We start from the raw sequence: 16,776 nt of genomic DNA, 5'->3' as shown, positions 1-16,776 counted from the left end.
TTCACACAGGTAGTTTTTCGAAAAAATTATATATCCTGAAAGTTACGGAAGTTAGTGCTCTTTTCAAAAGACTCTTTTTCGGTGGAACAGGCACAGGTTTGAGGTAAAAACATCTAATGGTTTTTAGATATGCATTATCAGCGTCGGATATTTGTTTGCGGTAATTTTCATACAAGGTACGTAGTTCAGGTCTGTTATTTAAATCAAACCTATTTTGCCAGCGGGAGATATTGTCAGGATCTGCAAAGTTGATTCCACTGTAATGATAAAAAACTAGCGGTTGACCATTTACCAGGTATTTTTCTCCTGATTTAGTAAAATTCCTCTCATGCAAGTTCCAATAAGCAATATTGTACCCTGGATATTTATCAATTTTTACCCCTTCAAAATACAATGGCACCATATTGCAGTATAGTTGATCTACAAACATCCCGTTCTGAATATCCATATAACATTCTTTCCTGAGTTTATACATCCACCAATCCAGAAATTTTTGGGTCTCTGCCGAACGGCTAACTGCCAAAAAACCAAGATTATAAATGCCGTTTACAAACATTTGTTGCTCTGTACGGCTCTTTTCATCAAAAATCGGAGTAAAAAAATGAGGTGTTAATACAATATTATGCCTTGACAATCCCTCTTCTATTCCGGTCAGAGGCTCAAAAATCTCAATATCCGGATCAAAATAAATTACAGACTGTAAGGCAGGGTTGTTTTTGAAAAAATAATCAAAATAAAATGGCTTAACTGCGGTATTAAGCTCTGTAATATCATAGCGATCACACATTTCATCAAATGCCTGTATGCCAATATTATGAACTTCAAGGAGATTTAGATCGGCTAGTTTGGAAGAATCTACACCACTGCCTTCTATTTTGTCGCACAATCCGATTACAAATTCATAATCTGGATTTGTTTTTTTTAACGAATCAGACAATACCCTGGCCTGAGCGAGATAATTGATACTGCAAATAGTAAAGGCAAACTTATTGGGCATTCCGGACGTTTTGTTGTTACTTTTTCAAAGGCAAATTTAAAAATTTTGAGATAGAAATAGCATAAAAATCGAAAAATACTGTCTTAAATTATTTTAATCATTTCAGAAAACCAAAAAAAATATCATTAGAAATAATCTGATAAATGATCCTATTCTGTTGGAATAATTAATTGCATTTGAAATTTTCAAATATAAAACAAATGCCGATTTTAATATTTCGAAATAAAATTATCGTAATCAAAATTAAATTGTGAAAACAGTTTATTTTTTATTTCAATAGAAACATTTTCAATATTGGTAGTGAAATTTTGATCATTTTCATTTGTTAAAAGTCTGGTAATACCACTATAATGCTTGACATATAAATCTTGTAACCTGTGAGGTAGTCCAACAAAATCGTACCTTTTTTCAAATCTTAGATATTCATGTATTAATGATCCGGTGTCATAGTTTATCATAAATTCGGGATTGGAATAAAAATTAAAAAATGATTTTTCCAAAACTGTATTTTTAGGACCAAGACTTAACATTTTGCTCATTAACAAATTAAAAAATCTCCTTTTCCTGCTCTGAAAGCTGTTGCTTTTTTTGGAAACCATCTCAAATGAATAACCTGCCTCTAGTCCTTCAAGAACTTTTTCTCTATTAAATAATGCAAATGGCATGTACGGCCTTTCCATATAAAGGCCATCAATTTTACTGAGGTTAGCAGGGTTAATTTGCCATTCCGAAAAATGAAGAAATCCACTTCCGTAAACAGTGGGGTTTTGAATTAATTTCTTACTAAAATCAACAATTTCACTATTCAAAATCTCTAAATCTGAATCTATACACAAAATATACTGACTTTCGATATTTTGAAAAATCTTATCCAGGGTTTTTCCATGAGAGTCTAAGTCCCAGTTTATCAATTCAAAATCAATAACTTTTTTTAACTGTAAGAAATACTCAGAATCATCAATATTTCCAAAAGGGCAATTAATCAATATTATTGGCATATTTGCATATTTCTTTGCTGCCATTAAACTAAGTGTACTGATTAATTTGGTACCTACATTTATTATAATTCCTGAAAAAACATTTTCACGATTCTTAGTCATTTTACTTAAATATTTTTGTGTCAATTAAATTTAATTAAAATCGAAAGGAAATTAATTTACTAAAACCTTAATAATTTGTTATTTAAAGGATTTTAGAATAGTTGGGCAATCTTGATTCCCCTCACTCAATCTCCATTCTGATCCGCCATTCGGTGGGCAAATAATTATTGACTCTACCCCCAATTTTCTTTACCCATCCCAGATTTAAGCCTGAGTATTGCATTACCAACCAGCCATCATTTGCCTCCTGAGGCATTTCAAAAGCCTCTTTTTTTAGGAATTTTAAAGCATTGTCACGATTAAGTTCCACCGCATCCAAATCCGGATTTATCAAGTCAGACAAAGCAAAAGCATGGGAAGGTATAAAATCTTTACCTTTAAAAATTCCGATTTCAAGGCCAGATGAACGTCTGTTTAATGCCTTCATTACACTTCCAAAATCAGACAATAAAGAAGCCTTAATAGCAACTATATTTCCGTCTTCTTTCTTGTAAAATTCGTAATTGTCCACTTTTGTCGCCTTAATCCATGGCTTTACGACCTCGGTCAGCTCTCTGCTCAAGTGGTTGAGATTAATTCTTGCTTTTGCATATCTGCGATCATTGGAAAGATTGCGAAAAGCCGAAATAAAGAAACCTTCTCCCCGGGTTTTATGAGGAAAAAACTGATAACCGCCTCCCTTTTCTGCCACTTTCCATTCCGGATTTAATGTTAGTTTTACAGGGTCAAAGTCTAGCGTGCGACATAGCCAGGCAGCATTTTCCTGATTTTCATATGGGTTGTAGGTGCAGGTAGAATAAATCAAAACTCCACCGGGAGCCACGAGCATAGCCGCTGCACTCAATATACGTTTTTGGCGTGCCGAACACATTTGTACATGGTTTTCGCTCCATTCCGACATCGCATTAGGGTCTTTTCTAAAAAGTCCTTCGCCCGAGCAGGGGGCATCTACCACTACCACATCAAAAAAACCTTCCAGATCAGCGAAAGTTTCCGGATCCTGATTGGAAACTATGACATTGGAAAAGCCCCATTTCTGCAGGTTTTCTTTGAGTACACCTAATCTTGATTTTATTACTTCATTGGAAACCAGAAGGTCATTTTCTGTTAATAAAGATGCCAAATGTGTACTTTTTCCACCTGGGGCACCACATAAGTCGAGCACCCGAAGACTTTCTTTTTGGGGTGCCGTTTGACGAAATACTTCCTCTAAAAACATAGAAGACGCCTCCTGCACGTAATATGCACCCGCATGAAATGAGGGATCGAGCGTAAAAACCGGACGACTTTTTAAATAATTCCCAAAGTGTGACCAAGGCACATCACTATCTATGTCAAGCTGAAGATTTTCCAGACTTTTTGCGGGATTTATCCTGATACTAATGGGCACCTCGGACTGAAGAGCCTTTTCAAAATCCTGGAATTCATCACCCAGAATCAGTTTCATATTTTTTGCGAAGGCTTCCGGCAGAATTATCATTTGAGGTGTTTTATAGGTTTCTGAATGGCAATATTATTAGGATAAAAAATCATATCGCCATCTGCATTTTTAATTTGAATCGAAAAAAAAGTAATATCGACCACAGTTCCTTCAATAGAATCTTCTTTATCAATGATTTTGATTTTGGAACCAATTTTAAATGGAGAATTAAAAAAAAGAATAATCGAGGAAGTGATATTGCTCAGAATTGACCAATTCGCAAATAATGCTACCCCAATAATGGTAAAAATGGATGCAAAATAAATCGAAAGCCCTTTTACAGAAACATCCCAAATTATACCCAGACATACAAATAACACTACAGCCAGCACAAAATTAAAAAACTTGTTGGCGTATTTTCTTTGGCTCTTGTCAAGGTCATATTTGACAGCCTGCCGACGAATTAAAGACCTGAAAAATGCCCTGATAATAAATACCAGGCCTACTATCAGCACACTGGCCAGCACTTCAAAGTATTTGCTATCGAGAAATTTGGCAATCATTTTTCCTGATGTTTTTTTTGCAAAAATAGGCAATTTACCAGGCTATCCTGAATAGAAATTTCATATATTTCGAATCTTTAGCTCGTTTTCAAAATTAAAATACAAATAATTTTTCAAAAAAATAAAGGTTTTTTATGGCATTGACTTCTTCAAATATGATGAATCTGGGTACAGTAGCACCTGATTTTGAATTGATTGATATTGTTTCTAAAAAAGTCATGAAATACGAGAATATTGCAGGAAGCAAGGCAACTGTGCTGATGTTTATTTGTAATCATTGCCCTTACGTAGTTCATATTATGCCTGAAATTATCAAAATAATTAAAGAATTTAAAGCAAAAGGTGTTGGTTTTGTGGCAATTAGCTCCAATGATATTGTGGCATATCCACAGGATGGACCCGACCACATGAAAGATTTTGCTGAAAAATGGGAGATGGATTGTCCTTATCTTTTTGATGAATCACAGGATGTAGCCCGGGCATACGATGCCGCCTGCACACCTGATTTTTATATTTTTTCGGAGAACAAAAAATTGATTTATCGGGGGAGACTTGACGAATCGCGACCAAAAGTTGAAAACCCCGCTCCACTCAATGGTAAAGACATTCGTGGAGCACTTAACGCCCATCTTGCCGGACAATTGATTTCCGAGATTCAGTTTCCAAGCATGGGTTGCAACATAAAATGGAAAAACCCTGACCATAATTAACTCATTATCAATTACCAAAATGCCTCATACCAATTTCTTTCTCGAAGCCTTTGATGGTCGGAAAATGTTTTTCAATCAGTGGGTAGCAGGTCCTGATGCCGTGGCGAGTATCGCATTGGTGCATGGCCTGGGCGAGCACAGTGGTAGGTATGAGCATTTGGCAGTTTTTTTTAACAGCCACAAAATTAATGTTATAGCGGTCGATCTGTTTGGACATGGGAAAACTGAAGGCAAAAAAGGCCATACCCCAAAAATGGACGATTATCTGTGGCAGATTGATTTCCTGATAAATCTCACTCAAAAACTCGCTCCCGACTTGCCGGTTTTCCTTTATGGTCACAGCATGGGGGGCTGCCTGGTGCTCAATTATTTATATAAAAAACAATCTAAACTGGCCGGACTCATTGCCACAGCTCCTGCTATTCAACCCGGCTTTAAAGTACCGGCTTTGAAAATGCTTGTTGGTAAAATTGGTAGAAAATTGGCTCCGGGTTTAATTCAAAAAAATGGATTAGACCTCGGAAACCTTTCTCATGATCCGTTAGTAGCCGAAAAATATGTCGCTGACCCCTTAGTTCATAATTTACTTTCAGCCGAATTAGGCATGGGGATTCTGGAATATGGCAACTGGCTCGAATCCAATGAAACCATTAGCCAAGTGCCTGTTCTGATTATGCATGGTTCAGAAGACAAACTCACCAATTTTGCAGCCTCAAAAGCCTTTTCAGAAAAAGCAGAGGGAAATGTCACCTTCAAGCCATGGCCCGGAATGTACCATGAAATTCATAACGAAACCGACAAACAGCTGGTTTTTGACTACACTCTGGATTGGATAAAAAAGATAATTTGAGTACCTTTAAGTGATTTACCATTAAGAAATTAAGGGCATTAAGAACACATAAAATATTTCACAAAAATCACAAAGAAGTCGCAAAAATCACAAAGAAAACTTATCAAAAAAGAATAAAATATACCAAACCTTCTCTCTCCACCCTCTTTCCACCTTACCACCTTTCCAACTTACTAACTTACCACCTTTCTAACTTACCAACTTTCCACCTTACCAACTTTCCAACTTACCACCTTTCCAACTTAAAAATCCCGAAGCATGTCATCCTGAGCCTGACGAAGGATGCTTGTCAGCCTGAGCTTGACGAAGGTCTCCTCCCCAATTAACACATTAGCACATTAACACATTAACACATTACCACATTACCGCATTAGCACATTACCACATTACCACATTAGCACATTAGCACATTACCTCATTAGCACATTAACACATTACCAAATTAATCACTCCTTCACAAAAACCCCGTTTACAGCCCTTTCAGCAGTCAAAACCCTCAAAAAATACTTTCCGGCCTGTATTCTGCTCACATCGACTTTTCCTTTGGTAGCCTCCCTTAAGTCCACCTTTCCTCCCCTTATATCTCTTATTTCCAGCTCATAAAGGCCATTCTCAGGTACTTTTACTGTCAAAATATCATTTACCGGGTTGGGATATATCCAGCTTTCATCTGCTTTTGGCTCATTGCCCAGCAGTTCCAATTTGCCCACGGTCATAGTTTTCATGATCCAGCCATTGGGGTCAAATGTCACCTCACTCAACTCGCCGCCGGTTAAATCATTGATTTCAAAAACATTCGTGGCTTTATCTATCACTATAATTCTCACTTCTTCTTTTCCGTCTTTATACACCACCTTCACTTCCATCGGCATCCTGAAAAGCTTGGAGCCGGTCTGGCTGGCTTCTATTTTGAGCTTATTGGCTCCGGCCGACAGCCAGTTGATTTTATACACCGGAAATCCCGTGCCATACACCCATTCGTCAAAGAAATATTTCAACTCCTTGCCCGACTGCTTTTCTGCAAACACCCTGAAGTCGTTAATTGTGGCAGCCTTGTAGGCGTGTTCCGATGCCATAAAACCCTTCAAAACATCAAAAAACGCCGCATCGCCCAGCACACCCCGCAGCATGTGCAGCACCACGGCCCCTTTTCCGTAGGTTAGATTATAGTCAAATACCAGATTCTCATCCTTAGGGTTGCTGATATACACCGGCTCAGTCACCGTTTTCGCACGGGTTATGTGACCGTTGATATTACTCATATATGCCGACTTTCCGGTTCTTTTTTCTGCCCACAGGGCCTCCGAATACGACGCAAACGCCTCATTCATAAAGATATCCGCCCAGGTTTTGCAGGTAATCTTGTCACCAAACCACTGGTGAGCCAGCTCATGAGCAATCAGGCTCTCCGAAAATCCACCCATCGAGCTTACCGTCTGGTGCTCCATGCCACCGCCAAAGCCGCACATGGCATGTCCATACTTTTCGTTGATAAATGGGTATTCGCCAAACGTATCCGAGAAAAACGTCAGCATATCGCCCGTACGGTCGAGCAGCGTTTTCAGGTTTTGGGTAAGTGACTCGGGGTAAATATAGTTGAGCACCGGCATTGTTTTACCGCCATATTGCCAGTTAAAATCATACAAAACGTAGTTGCTGCAGGCCACCGACACCAGATAGTGGCTGATCGGATGGCTGTTTTTCCATACATAGGTCCTGGTATTGGCCGCACCATTGTCAATCATGTCACTAAGGATTCCGTTTGACACCGACACAAAACTCTTATCCATGGTGATACTCACCTGCGTGCTGTCAATCTTGTCGGCCGGGTCATCTTTGCAGGGCCACCAGTCGGGGGCACCGTATGGCTCACTCAGGCTCCATACTGCCGGGGCTTTTGCCGTGCCATGTGTGCCAAAACTAAAACTCCCGAATGCCGTGGTGGGCGGGGTGCCTTCATAAAATACATCAATCGTCTCCTCTCCGCCGGTATTGAGTACCGTTGGCAGCGTAATTTTGACTTTGTTACTGCCCTGACTATACGCCAGTTTCCTTCCTTTCGAAATCACCGCATATACCTTCAGTTGGCCCGTGAGGTCGAGGCTCACCTCTTTTATGGTGCCTTTCGCCTTAAAAATCGTCTTCGCAGCACCCAGAATATACCTGTCTTGCTGCCTTATCGTAAGGTCGAGTTTTACATAAGTCACATCTATCAACGTGTCGCCGGGATACGCCGCTCTGGCCGCCAACCGGGCATTTTGTGCCGAGCGTATCTTAGCCTGTGAGCAATCCAAACCTCCATTTTCCTGTGCATGAGCTGCTAAAACTCCTAAAAACACACCCAAAAACCAGCTAATCTTTACCGCTACCGATTTCATTTTTCCTGTTGAAAATATCATATACCAAAATAAGCAAATAATCCACAAAAACCAGCTTATTCACTCATTCTTTTCACCAAAATGCTTGTTTATTTATTTGGGCGTGCCGCTCCCACGCTTATCGCGTGGTATCGTCGGGCTATCCGCTACAAGTCCGTCCACACACATTCCAGCCGCACTACGGGCTTTTCGCTACTATCCCTCACGCTGGGGGATTTGTGTTTTTATTGAGAGATTGAACTGTACTTTATTAAAAAAATCTTATTTTTACTAAAGTAGAACAAAATCTAATAACAATGTTTCTAAAAATTTACAATAACGAGCTTTCAGGTGATTGGGATGATTTTGAATATTATCCAATTATTAAGGAAAATGATTTTTGTGAAGAATGTGAGATTGGCGAAGAATCATTTTGGTCAGTTTTTGTGCATCTAAAAGAAGGCGGGCTTGCTTGTATTGCAGATGTCCCAAATCAATCAGATGCATTAAGGTTAATAAGTTTCCTAAAAGTTCTCCAAAAAAATAATAAAAATCAAGTAATTAACAACTTTCAGGTTTCGATAAACTTAACCGTTAATCAAGTTTTTTTGTGATTAAAAAAAGCCAAATAAGTTCAATTATTATTCAGAATCAAGGAGCATATTAAGCATTCTACTAATTTCCTTATTTTGACCTGATTCTAAATCCGTAAACTCTACTGATTCAAATTCATACCAATCAGATTCACACCTTATTGGTTCGTCTTCAAACCTTTTTATCCCAAATTTTCTGGATAAAAATATTGTCCATCAATCAAATGTTCCTTTATCAGAGCTATTATTTCTTGAATATCAAGGTTTTCAGGATTCGAAAAAATCAAATCTCCAAATATTTTATAATTTCCTGAATCCCGATGTAGATAATTAAATTGTATTTTATTTACGGAAACGTTCATTGTAATGATATTTCAAAAATTCTGGATTTGGTAAAAATCTTTTAGGCAATTGGATTTCATTTCCTTCAAATTTTCGAAAGTAATCAAAATCCCATGATTCATTTTTAGGTAAATCTTTTGAGACAACAATCCTATATTCAGGTGTGATCGAAATTAAACCATTTTCGTATGCTTTATCGTGAAGTGAATTTAGGCATAAACCATTTTCAGGATTCATCCTATTTTCTTTATCCAAACTCCATGGCCTAATGTGGCCAGCAACTAAAAGTTCACTCAAACTAATTCCTGTAATGCAGCATTTGCCATCATAAGCACTTAAAATTGACTTTCTAAAAAGAATCTGATTTACCCTCGTTTTTACTAATCTTTCTCTTTCAATACCTTCTTTTGGCAAATCCGCTTCTGGGATATTGTTCAGATTTTCTACAGTGGTATTTTGAAAATTGGCAAGGAGCTTTTCACTTTCAAATGGTAAATTATCCCAATTAGTATAGAATTCATTCCAAATTTCTTTGTCCAATTTACTGGTATGGTCAGCTCCTTTTTGTTTTAAAGTTGGATCTAAACTGGCAAAATTTACAAGCTTAAATGCAATCGAACCTGGAGTTCTGTTTAGCAATTCGGCCAATTCAATAACCTGCGGATTCCTTGAATGAAGCCTTCCAAACGGTATTTTGAAATATAAATTGATTGCGATAATCAATTCTTCCCGGGTCCATAGTTTTTGGTCAGATTTCATAATCTGGGTGTTTTCTTGCGTTAGGGATTGTAGTGAAAATCTTTTTTGTGAGGAACGAACAAAAAGATTGTAACGAAAAGCCCGGCCTCATAGCTCACTAAATTGTGAGCTATGAGGAAACGCCCAAATCAATTTTCAAAATTCCTCATTTCTATTCCTAAAGTTAAACATTTTTACCTAACCCCACAAAAAAAAACCACCCTTTCGGATGGCTCTTTGTTTGTTGCTCCAATGATAGAAATCTTATATTCGGTATTTTTTGTCTTCGATGATCTGAATGTAGTTGGTACGCTCAAAGGCAGTAGGATTAGCCACACGTGCCTGACTCAGATGCCCACGGAAGGCAGCCAGATCTTTGAAGCCCATTATGTTCATGTAGTTTTCGAGCTCAGCCAATATGATATTGATATGCGATATGCCATGACGGTAGAGCGAAGAGGCCACCATGCCCACGTCGGCACCGGCAAGGATGTATTTCACGAGCTCATCGGCACTTTCGATACCCGTGGTAGCTGCAAGAGAGCACGAGGTACGGCCACTCAACACGGCCAGCCACAACAGCGGCAGACGTATTTCCTGCGACTGACTGAGGTCGAGGTTGTTGAGCACTTTTAGCTTATAAATATCAAAATCGGGCTGATAGAAGCGGTTAAACAACACCAGACCGTTGGCACCGGCTTGCTCCAGTTTTTTGGCCATATTGGCCAGCGACGAGAAGTAAGGGTTCAGCTTGACAGCCACGGGTATTTTGAGGTCTTTTTTGAGCTCGGTCAGGATATCAACATACCGCTGCTCCACATAGTCGGCAGTGTAGGTGTCGTTGGCGGCCACAAAGAATACATTGAGCTCCAGGGCGTCGGCTCCGGCTTGCTCTATTTCTTTGGCATATTGCAGCCAGCCTTCGGGTGTAACACCATTCAAACTGCCGATGATGGGCATATTGGTGCGTTTTTTGGCCTGGTGAATGAGCTCCAGATATTCTGAAGAACCCACACCGAAATCATCCACTTCAGGGAAGAAGCCCGAGGCCTCGGCAAACATCTGTGAGGTGGATTTGTACATTTCTTCGAGATGAGCGGCCTCGTTTCTGATTTGCTCTTCGAAGAGAGAGAACAGCACCACAGCACCTGCACCGGAGTCTTCCATCTGCAGGATGTTGTCGATTTTCTGACTCAAAGGGTTGGCTGAGACCACCAGCGGTGTGCGGAGGTTTAAGCCGAGATATTTTGTTCTTAAATCTGCCATTTTAGTTTTTAACTAAATGTATTCTTTGAAATTTTAATCAATTATTAACGCTCAATTCAGTTCTTAAACCGAATTTACCAAATTGAAAACTTTGTTTATTATTTCCAATCTGACGTTGCCTACCGGCGGTCCTCATTTTTTTGCTCGCCCAAAAAAACGAGGCAAAAAAAGGGCGGCCAGTGCAAAGTGTCACGAAAAATTTGGAGGCCGTACTCTTTGAAAAAACATTGAACTTGAAATTTTTCTAAACACTGCACCGGCATTCAAGGAATTTTCATTTTTATTATACCATACTAAATTGAAAATTCTTATTTCCAACAGCACCTCAAAATTTCCTACTGCCCACAAATCCTATATCTTAATTTACCTCTGAAATCTTAAAACCTCCAGATGAAAACCTACACTCAGTTATTCCAGAATATCGGGCTGAACTCGTGGGCACCGAAGCCTGCCATGTCTTCGTAGCTGTTCCAACGGAGTGTAACCAGTTCCTGAGCCAGTTCGATGAGTTTTTCGGCATCTTTTGGCTGAGTCTGTGTCAACACTTTGTATCTGAGCTCGTTATACGCATATTCTTTAAACGGTATCGTAGGCCTCGGCGAATCCAGTACGAATGGATTGCTGTTAGCTTTTCTCAACATCGGGTTATATCTGATCAGCGGCCAGTATCCACTTGTTACAGCCATTTTTTGCTGATTCAGACCTTTTTCCATATTGATACCATGGGCGATACAATGACTGTAGGCCAATATTATCGACGGCCCGTCATAGGCTTCGGCCTCACGCATGGCAAGCAATGTCTGCTGAGGATTGGCTCCCATGGCTATCTGAGCTACATATACGTTTCCGTAAGAAATAGCCTGCATGGCAAGGTCTTTTTTACCAACCCGCTTACCAGCAGCAGCAAACTTAGCCGAAGCGGCCGTTGGTGTTGCTTTAGAGCTTTGTCCGCCGGTGTTGGAATACACCTCAGTATCAAGCACGAGCACATTGATGTTACGACCCGTTGACAATACGTGGTCAAGACCACCGGAGCCGATGTCATAGGCCCAGCCATCACCCCCAATCAGCCACACGCTGCGGTGAACGAGCTGGTCGGCCACCGACAGCAGGTGTTTGGCTTCAGGTTGTTCGATTTTATGTAACAAAGCTTTGAGTGCAGCCACACGATGTCTTTGTGTAGCTATTTCACTTTCAAGTTTTTGAGGTGCATGCATGAGCTCATCAACCAGCTTGTCGCCGATTTCAGGGCGGAGTTTTTCGAGCAGCTCGTGAGCCATGCTCAGTTGCTTGTCGGCAGTGAGACGCATACCGAGACCAAACTCGGCGTTGTCTTCAAACAGGGAGTTGGACCATGCCGGACCCTGACCTTTGGAGTTAGATGTCCATGGCGTAGTGGGCAGGTTACCACCATATATACTCGAGCATCCGGTGGCGTTGGCTACTAAAAGCCTGTCGCCAAAGAGCTGGGTAAGTACTTTTACATAAGGGGTTTCGCCACAACCGGCACACGCACCCGAGAACTCAAACATTGGCTCAAGAAATTGCACACCATGCACGGTAGAGTAGTTTACACCCGGCCGCTCGTTCATCGGAAGTTTCTCGAAGAATTCAATAACTTCTCTTTCCGGATCGAGTTCTTTGGGTTTGTCGCCCAGGTTGATGGCTCTTTTGCCTTCACCCAACTGCACAGGGCAGGCTTCATGGCAAAGGTTACAACCGGTACAGTCTTCAAGATAAACTTGCAGGCTATATTTGGTTTCAGGAAAACCGCGGGCGTTTATTGATGCGAATTTGAAGCCTTCAGGAGCGGTTTCCATGTTTTCGATATGGAAAAACTTGCCTCTGATTACTGCATGAGGGCATACAAATGAGCAGTTACCACACTGGATACAGGCATCGGGTTCCCATACAGCCACGAGGTCTGAAACATTCCGTTTTTCGTATTTGGTGGTGCCGTTAGGATAGGTTCCATCTACCGGCAGTGCACTTACAGGGATGTCGTCACCCAGACCCAGGATCATTTTCTGAGTTACATTTCTTACAAACTCAGGTGCAGACTCAGGAATTCTGAAGCCTTTGAGGTTGGTGCCATTGAGGGCATCAGGTATTGTAACCTCAAACAAGTTGGCCAATGTCTGATCTACTGCCACGAAGTTTTTATCTACCACTGCCTGACCTTTTTTGTAGTAGGTCTTTTCGATGGCTTTTTTGATTTCTTTGATAGCCTGCTCAGGAGGCAATACGCCTGAAAGCTCAAAGAAACAAGTTTGCATAATGGTATTGATACGACCCGCCATACCTGTTTTCAGGGCTACTTCGGTGGCATCAATCACGTAAAACTTGAGTTCTTTCTCTTTGATTACTTTCTGAACTCTTATAGGCAGTTTTTCCCAAATATCGTCTTTACCAAAAGGGCTGTTGAGCAGGAAAGTAGCACCCGGCTTGGCCATATGCAGCATTTCTTCTTTCTCAACAAAATTGTACTGATGGCAGGCGATAAAGTCGGCCTCGGTGATCAGATACGGAGCCTTGATGGGACTGTGACCAAACCTAAGGTGAGAGACTGTTTTGGCACCAGATTTTTTGGAATCATAAACAAAATACCCCTGAGCATACATTTCGGTGTTTTCACCAATGATCTTGATGGAGTTTTTGTTGGCACCTACTGTTCCGTCGGCACCAAGACCGAAGAATAGGGCTTGTGTCCAGCTTGACTCGTCTAATTTAAAGAACGGATCCACTGTAAGGCTGGTCATGCCTACGTCGTCGGTGATACCTACGGTAAAGTGATTTTTTGGTGAAGAGGATTTGAGGTTATCAAAAACCGCTTTGACCATTGCCGGGGTGAATTCTTTGGAAGAAAGCCCGTAACGTCCACCGATAACTCTTGGCATAGCTGCCAGAGAACCAGCATTAAGAGCTTCCATCAGACTTATCATCACGTCCTGATAAAGTGGCTCACCACTGGCACCGGGTTCTTTGGTACGGTCAAGTACAGCGAGATTTTTGAGATTTTTTGGTAAAGTATTAATTAAATATTCGCTTGGAAAAGGTCTGTACAGGCAAATTTGAATCACCCCTGTTTTCTCTCCGAATTTGTTGAGATATTCTGTAGTTTCAGCGGCCGTTTCTACGCCCGAACCCATCAAAATAATCACATTTTCGGCATTGGGGTCACCAAAATATCTAACCGGAGCATATTGTCTGCCGGTCATTTTTGCAAACTTCTCCATTTCTTCAACCAAAATCCCCGGCACTGCTGCGTAATAAGGATTTACAGTTTCGCGACCCTGAAAATAAACGTCGGGGTTTTGTGCGGTACCACGGATAAACGGTTTGTCGGGGTTGAGTCCACGGTTTCGGTGGGCAATTACCAAATCGTCATTGATCATCGACTTGATTTGCTCATCGGTCAGAAACTCTATTTTGCTTACTTCGTGTGAAGTACGGAAACCGTCAAAGAAATGTATAAAAGGAATACGTGCTCTTAGTGTAGTGGCCTGTGCGATAAGCGACATGTCGTGGGCTTCCTGCACCGAAGCACCTGATAGCATCGCAAAACCCGTACTGCGGGCTGCCATTACGTCCTGGTGGTCACCAAAAATCGACAAACCCTGTGCCGCCAATGACCTTGCAGCCACGTGGAAAACAGCAGAAGTAAGCTCTCCAGCGATTTTGTACATATTAGGCAACATGAGCATAAGCCCCTGAGATGCCGTAAATGTGGTGGTCAATGAGCCCGTTTGCAATGCTCCATGGACGGTACCCGCCGCACCTGCTTCACTTTGCATTTCTACGATATCCGGCACGTTGCCCCAAATATTTTTAGTTTTTTGGGCCGCCCATTCATCAGCGAGCTCAGCCATGGTTGACGAGGGTGTGATTGGGTAGATGGCACACACCTCATTGACCCTGTAGGCTACATAGGCGGCGGCTTCATTGCCATCCAGGGTTACTATATGTTTTTCTGTTTTTTTCATTTTGTGACCTCACCCCTAAATCCCTTCTCCGGAAGAGAGGGGACTTTTTGTAGGGTTATTTTTTTAAGTTCATATACTAAGAGTTCAATTCACCGGTTCAGGGATAATATCAATAGCATGGCAAGGGCACTGCTCCACACATACACCACAGCCGGTACATTTATCATAATCAAATTTGTAGCGGTTGCCTTTCCCCAGTTTGATTATTGCATCTTCAGGACAAGCACCATAACAACCGTCGCACTCAAAGCAGTTTCCGCAGGATAAACACCTTTGGGCTTCATATTTAGCTTCTTCGGCATCATAGCCGGCAACAATTTCATCAAAACTTTCGGCTGCTATTTTGGCATCGATATGTTCCTGAGGTTTTGGGGCGGCATTGGTCCGGTACCAAACGTGCAACTGCTCTGTCAGAATAACCGGGTTACTATCAGGTTTTTGATAGGTTGAAAATCTTAACCATGCGTCAATATTTCTTGCGGCTTTTTTACCATGACCTGTGGCAATAGTAACTGTGCGGTCACTTGGAACCATGTCACCTCCGGCAAAAATTCCCGGGTGACCGGTCATCATGGCATTGTTTACCTCTACAGTACCATCCGATTTAAAAGTGATTCCATCGACCAGTTTCAGGAAGTCAGTCTCAGTATCCTGCCCCAGGGCCAAAATCAAAGAATCGGCTTCGAGCGTTTCAAATTCTCCTGTTGGTACCGGGCGACCGTTTTCGAGTTTCATTTTTTCCACGGTCATCTGTGTAGCCTCAATGTTTTTGATGCTTCTCAACCAGTGAATTTTTACACCTTCTGAAAGTGCTTCGTCGGCTTCGAAATCATGAGCAGGCATGTGGTCGCGGTCACGACGGTAAATGATAAGGGCTTCTTCGGCACCAAGTCTTTTGGCTGTACGGGCGGCATCCATTGCGGTATTTCCACCACCATAAATGGCTACTTTCCTTCCTAATAATGGTGTATTGCCTAGCTCTACGTCTTTCAGGAATGAAACCGCATCAAGTATTTTACCTGCTTCACGGGCAGGAATATCAGTTTTTTTACCGATATGAGCACCTATGGCAACAAATACTGCATCAAAATTTCCTTCTTTCTTTTCTTTTAAAATATCAGTAACCTTACGGTCGAGGTGGATCTGCACCCCCATGTTTTTGATTCGGTCGATTTCGGCCTGAAGGATGTTTCTAGGTAAGCGATAAGCCGGAATCCCGAAGTTCATCATACCCCCGGCAATGGGACCAGCTTCGAAGATTTCAACGGTGTGTCCTAATCTTGCCAAATGGTAAGCAGCTGAAAGGCCGCTTGGCCCTGCTCCAATTACCATTATTTTTTTGCCACTGAGTTTTGCCGGCTTTTCAAATTGCCAGTTTTGCTCGATGGCAGTATCTCCCAAAAAACGTTCGATAGCGTGAATACTAACCGGCTGATCCAGAGAAGTACGGTTACAGGCTGTTTCGCAAGGGTGATAACATACCCTGCCGTGAATGGCGGGCATTGGGTTGTTTTCTGTCAGTTTTAGCCAGGCTTCTTTGTTTAGACCGGCTTGTGCCAGCGAAAGCCATTCCTGAATATTTTCGCCTGCAGGGCATGCCTGATTACAGGGAGGGAGAAAATCAACGTATTGTGGCCGTTTACTCCGGCTCGAGCCCGTACCTTCACCATGCGTGGTAAGGTCAGGATTTGTGGTAAGGTCAGTTTTTAAAAACGCCATAGTTTTATTCCAAATTGAGGATGCAAGGTATTTCCAACAAAAAAAATAAATTATGACTAAGGTCAAGGCTGTCTATGATTTGTTTTAAGTGGACTTCTCAAAACTTAATTCCTTATATGCTAAGGTCTGCCAGAATGA

The 16,776-nt window shown here is 41.3% G+C and carries 13 protein-coding genes; 3 read left to right on the top strand and 10 right to left on the bottom strand.

Annotated features, from left to right (window positions below; all coding sequences use genetic code 11):
- Position 1: 1 nt before the first annotated feature.
- The 4 genes from IPP61_11035 to IPP61_11020 form a co-directional block, all read right to left on the bottom strand.
- The gene (locus IPP61_11035; protein ID MBL0325699.1) at positions 2 to 997 is read right to left on the bottom strand and encodes a glycosyl transferase; all 996 of its coding nucleotides are present in this window, start codon (positions 995 to 997) and stop codon (positions 2 to 4) included.
- 209 nt (positions 998 to 1,206) lie between these two features.
- A complete protein-coding gene (locus IPP61_11030; protein MBL0325698.1) occupies positions 1,207 to 2,097 on the bottom strand; it encodes a hypothetical protein in 891 nt (296 codons plus the stop codon).
- Positions 2,098 to 2,218: 121 nt separating this feature from the next.
- On the bottom strand, positions 2,219 to 3,577 hold the full coding sequence (locus IPP61_11025; GenBank protein ID MBL0325697.1) for an RNA methyltransferase: 1,359 nt from the start codon (positions 3,575 to 3,577) through the stop codon (positions 2,219 to 2,221).
- Positions 3,574 to 4,080 (bottom strand): mechanosensitive ion channel, encoded by a 507-nt coding sequence (locus tag IPP61_11020; protein ID MBL0325696.1) that lies wholly within the window; start codon positions 4,078 to 4,080, stop codon positions 3,574 to 3,576. Before IPP61_11020 ends, IPP61_11025 begins: the two co-directional genes overlap by 4 nt.
- A 134-nt stretch (positions 4,081 to 4,214) precedes the next feature.
- Here IPP61_11020 and IPP61_11015 point away from each other — a divergent pair, with 134 nt between their 5' ends.
- Both IPP61_11015 and IPP61_11010 read left to right on the top strand, forming a co-directional pair.
- Positions 4,215 to 4,790: a thioredoxin family protein gene (locus IPP61_11015; GenBank protein MBL0325695.1), complete on the top strand. Its 576-nt coding sequence runs from the start codon at positions 4,215 to 4,217 to the stop codon at positions 4,788 to 4,790.
- 19 nt (positions 4,791 to 4,809) lie between these two features.
- The gene (locus IPP61_11010; GenBank protein MBL0325694.1) at positions 4,810 to 5,640 is read left to right on the top strand and encodes an alpha/beta hydrolase; all 831 of its coding nucleotides are present in this window, start codon (positions 4,810 to 4,812) and stop codon (positions 5,638 to 5,640) included.
- A gap of 446 nt (positions 5,641 to 6,086) precedes the next feature.
- Here the strand turns inward: IPP61_11010 and IPP61_11005 are convergent, their stop codons facing one another.
- The gene (locus tag IPP61_11005; GenBank protein ID MBL0325693.1) at positions 6,087 to 8,018 is read right to left on the bottom strand and encodes a T9SS type A sorting domain-containing protein; all 1,932 of its coding nucleotides are present in this window, start codon (positions 8,016 to 8,018) and stop codon (positions 6,087 to 6,089) included.
- A 296-nt stretch (positions 8,019 to 8,314) separates the two neighbouring features.
- Here IPP61_11005 and IPP61_11000 point away from each other — a divergent pair, with 296 nt between their 5' ends.
- Positions 8,315 to 8,611 carry a hypothetical protein gene (locus tag IPP61_11000; protein ID MBL0325692.1) on the top strand — a complete coding sequence of 99 codons (297 nt, stop codon included), beginning with the start codon at positions 8,315 to 8,317 and terminating at the stop codon, positions 8,609 to 8,611.
- A 161-nt stretch (positions 8,612 to 8,772) separates the two neighbouring features.
- Here the strand turns inward: IPP61_11000 and IPP61_10995 are convergent, their stop codons facing one another.
- The 5 genes from IPP61_10995 to IPP61_10975 form a co-directional block, all read right to left on the bottom strand.
- The gene (locus tag IPP61_10995) at positions 8,773 to 8,952 is read right to left on the bottom strand and encodes a hypothetical protein (GenBank protein ID MBL0325691.1); all 180 of its coding nucleotides are present in this window, start codon (positions 8,950 to 8,952) and stop codon (positions 8,773 to 8,775) included.
- Positions 8,933 to 9,691: an HNH endonuclease gene (locus IPP61_10990; GenBank protein ID MBL0325690.1), complete on the bottom strand. Its 759-nt coding sequence runs from the start codon at positions 9,689 to 9,691 to the stop codon at positions 8,933 to 8,935. Before IPP61_10990 ends, IPP61_10995 begins: the two co-directional genes overlap by 20 nt.
- Positions 9,692 to 9,934: 243 nt before the next feature.
- A complete protein-coding gene (locus IPP61_10985; protein ID MBL0325689.1) occupies positions 9,935 to 10,936 on the bottom strand; it encodes a dihydroorotate dehydrogenase-like protein in 1,002 nt (333 codons plus the stop codon).
- Positions 10,937 to 11,340: 404 nt separating this feature from the next.
- Positions 11,341 to 14,919, bottom strand: a complete 3,579-nt coding sequence (nifJ, locus tag IPP61_10980; GenBank protein MBL0325688.1) for a pyruvate:ferredoxin (flavodoxin) oxidoreductase — start codon at positions 14,917 to 14,919, stop codon at positions 11,341 to 11,343.
- A gap of 84 nt (positions 14,920 to 15,003) precedes the next feature.
- Positions 15,004 to 16,638 carry an NAD(P)-binding protein gene (locus IPP61_10975; protein ID MBL0325687.1) on the bottom strand — a complete coding sequence of 545 codons (1,635 nt, stop codon included), beginning with the start codon at positions 16,636 to 16,638 and terminating at the stop codon, positions 15,004 to 15,006.
- Between the last annotated feature and the right edge of the window lie 138 nt (positions 16,639 to 16,776).

The sequence above is a fragment of the Cytophagaceae bacterium genome (genome assembly GCA_016722655.1).
In the GTDB taxonomy this organism is placed as follows: domain Bacteria; phylum Bacteroidota; class Bacteroidia; order Cytophagales; family Spirosomataceae; genus Leadbetterella.
The sequence above is the reverse complement of the archived record's forward strand: the minus strand, read 5'-3'. Positions and strand labels throughout refer to the sequence as shown.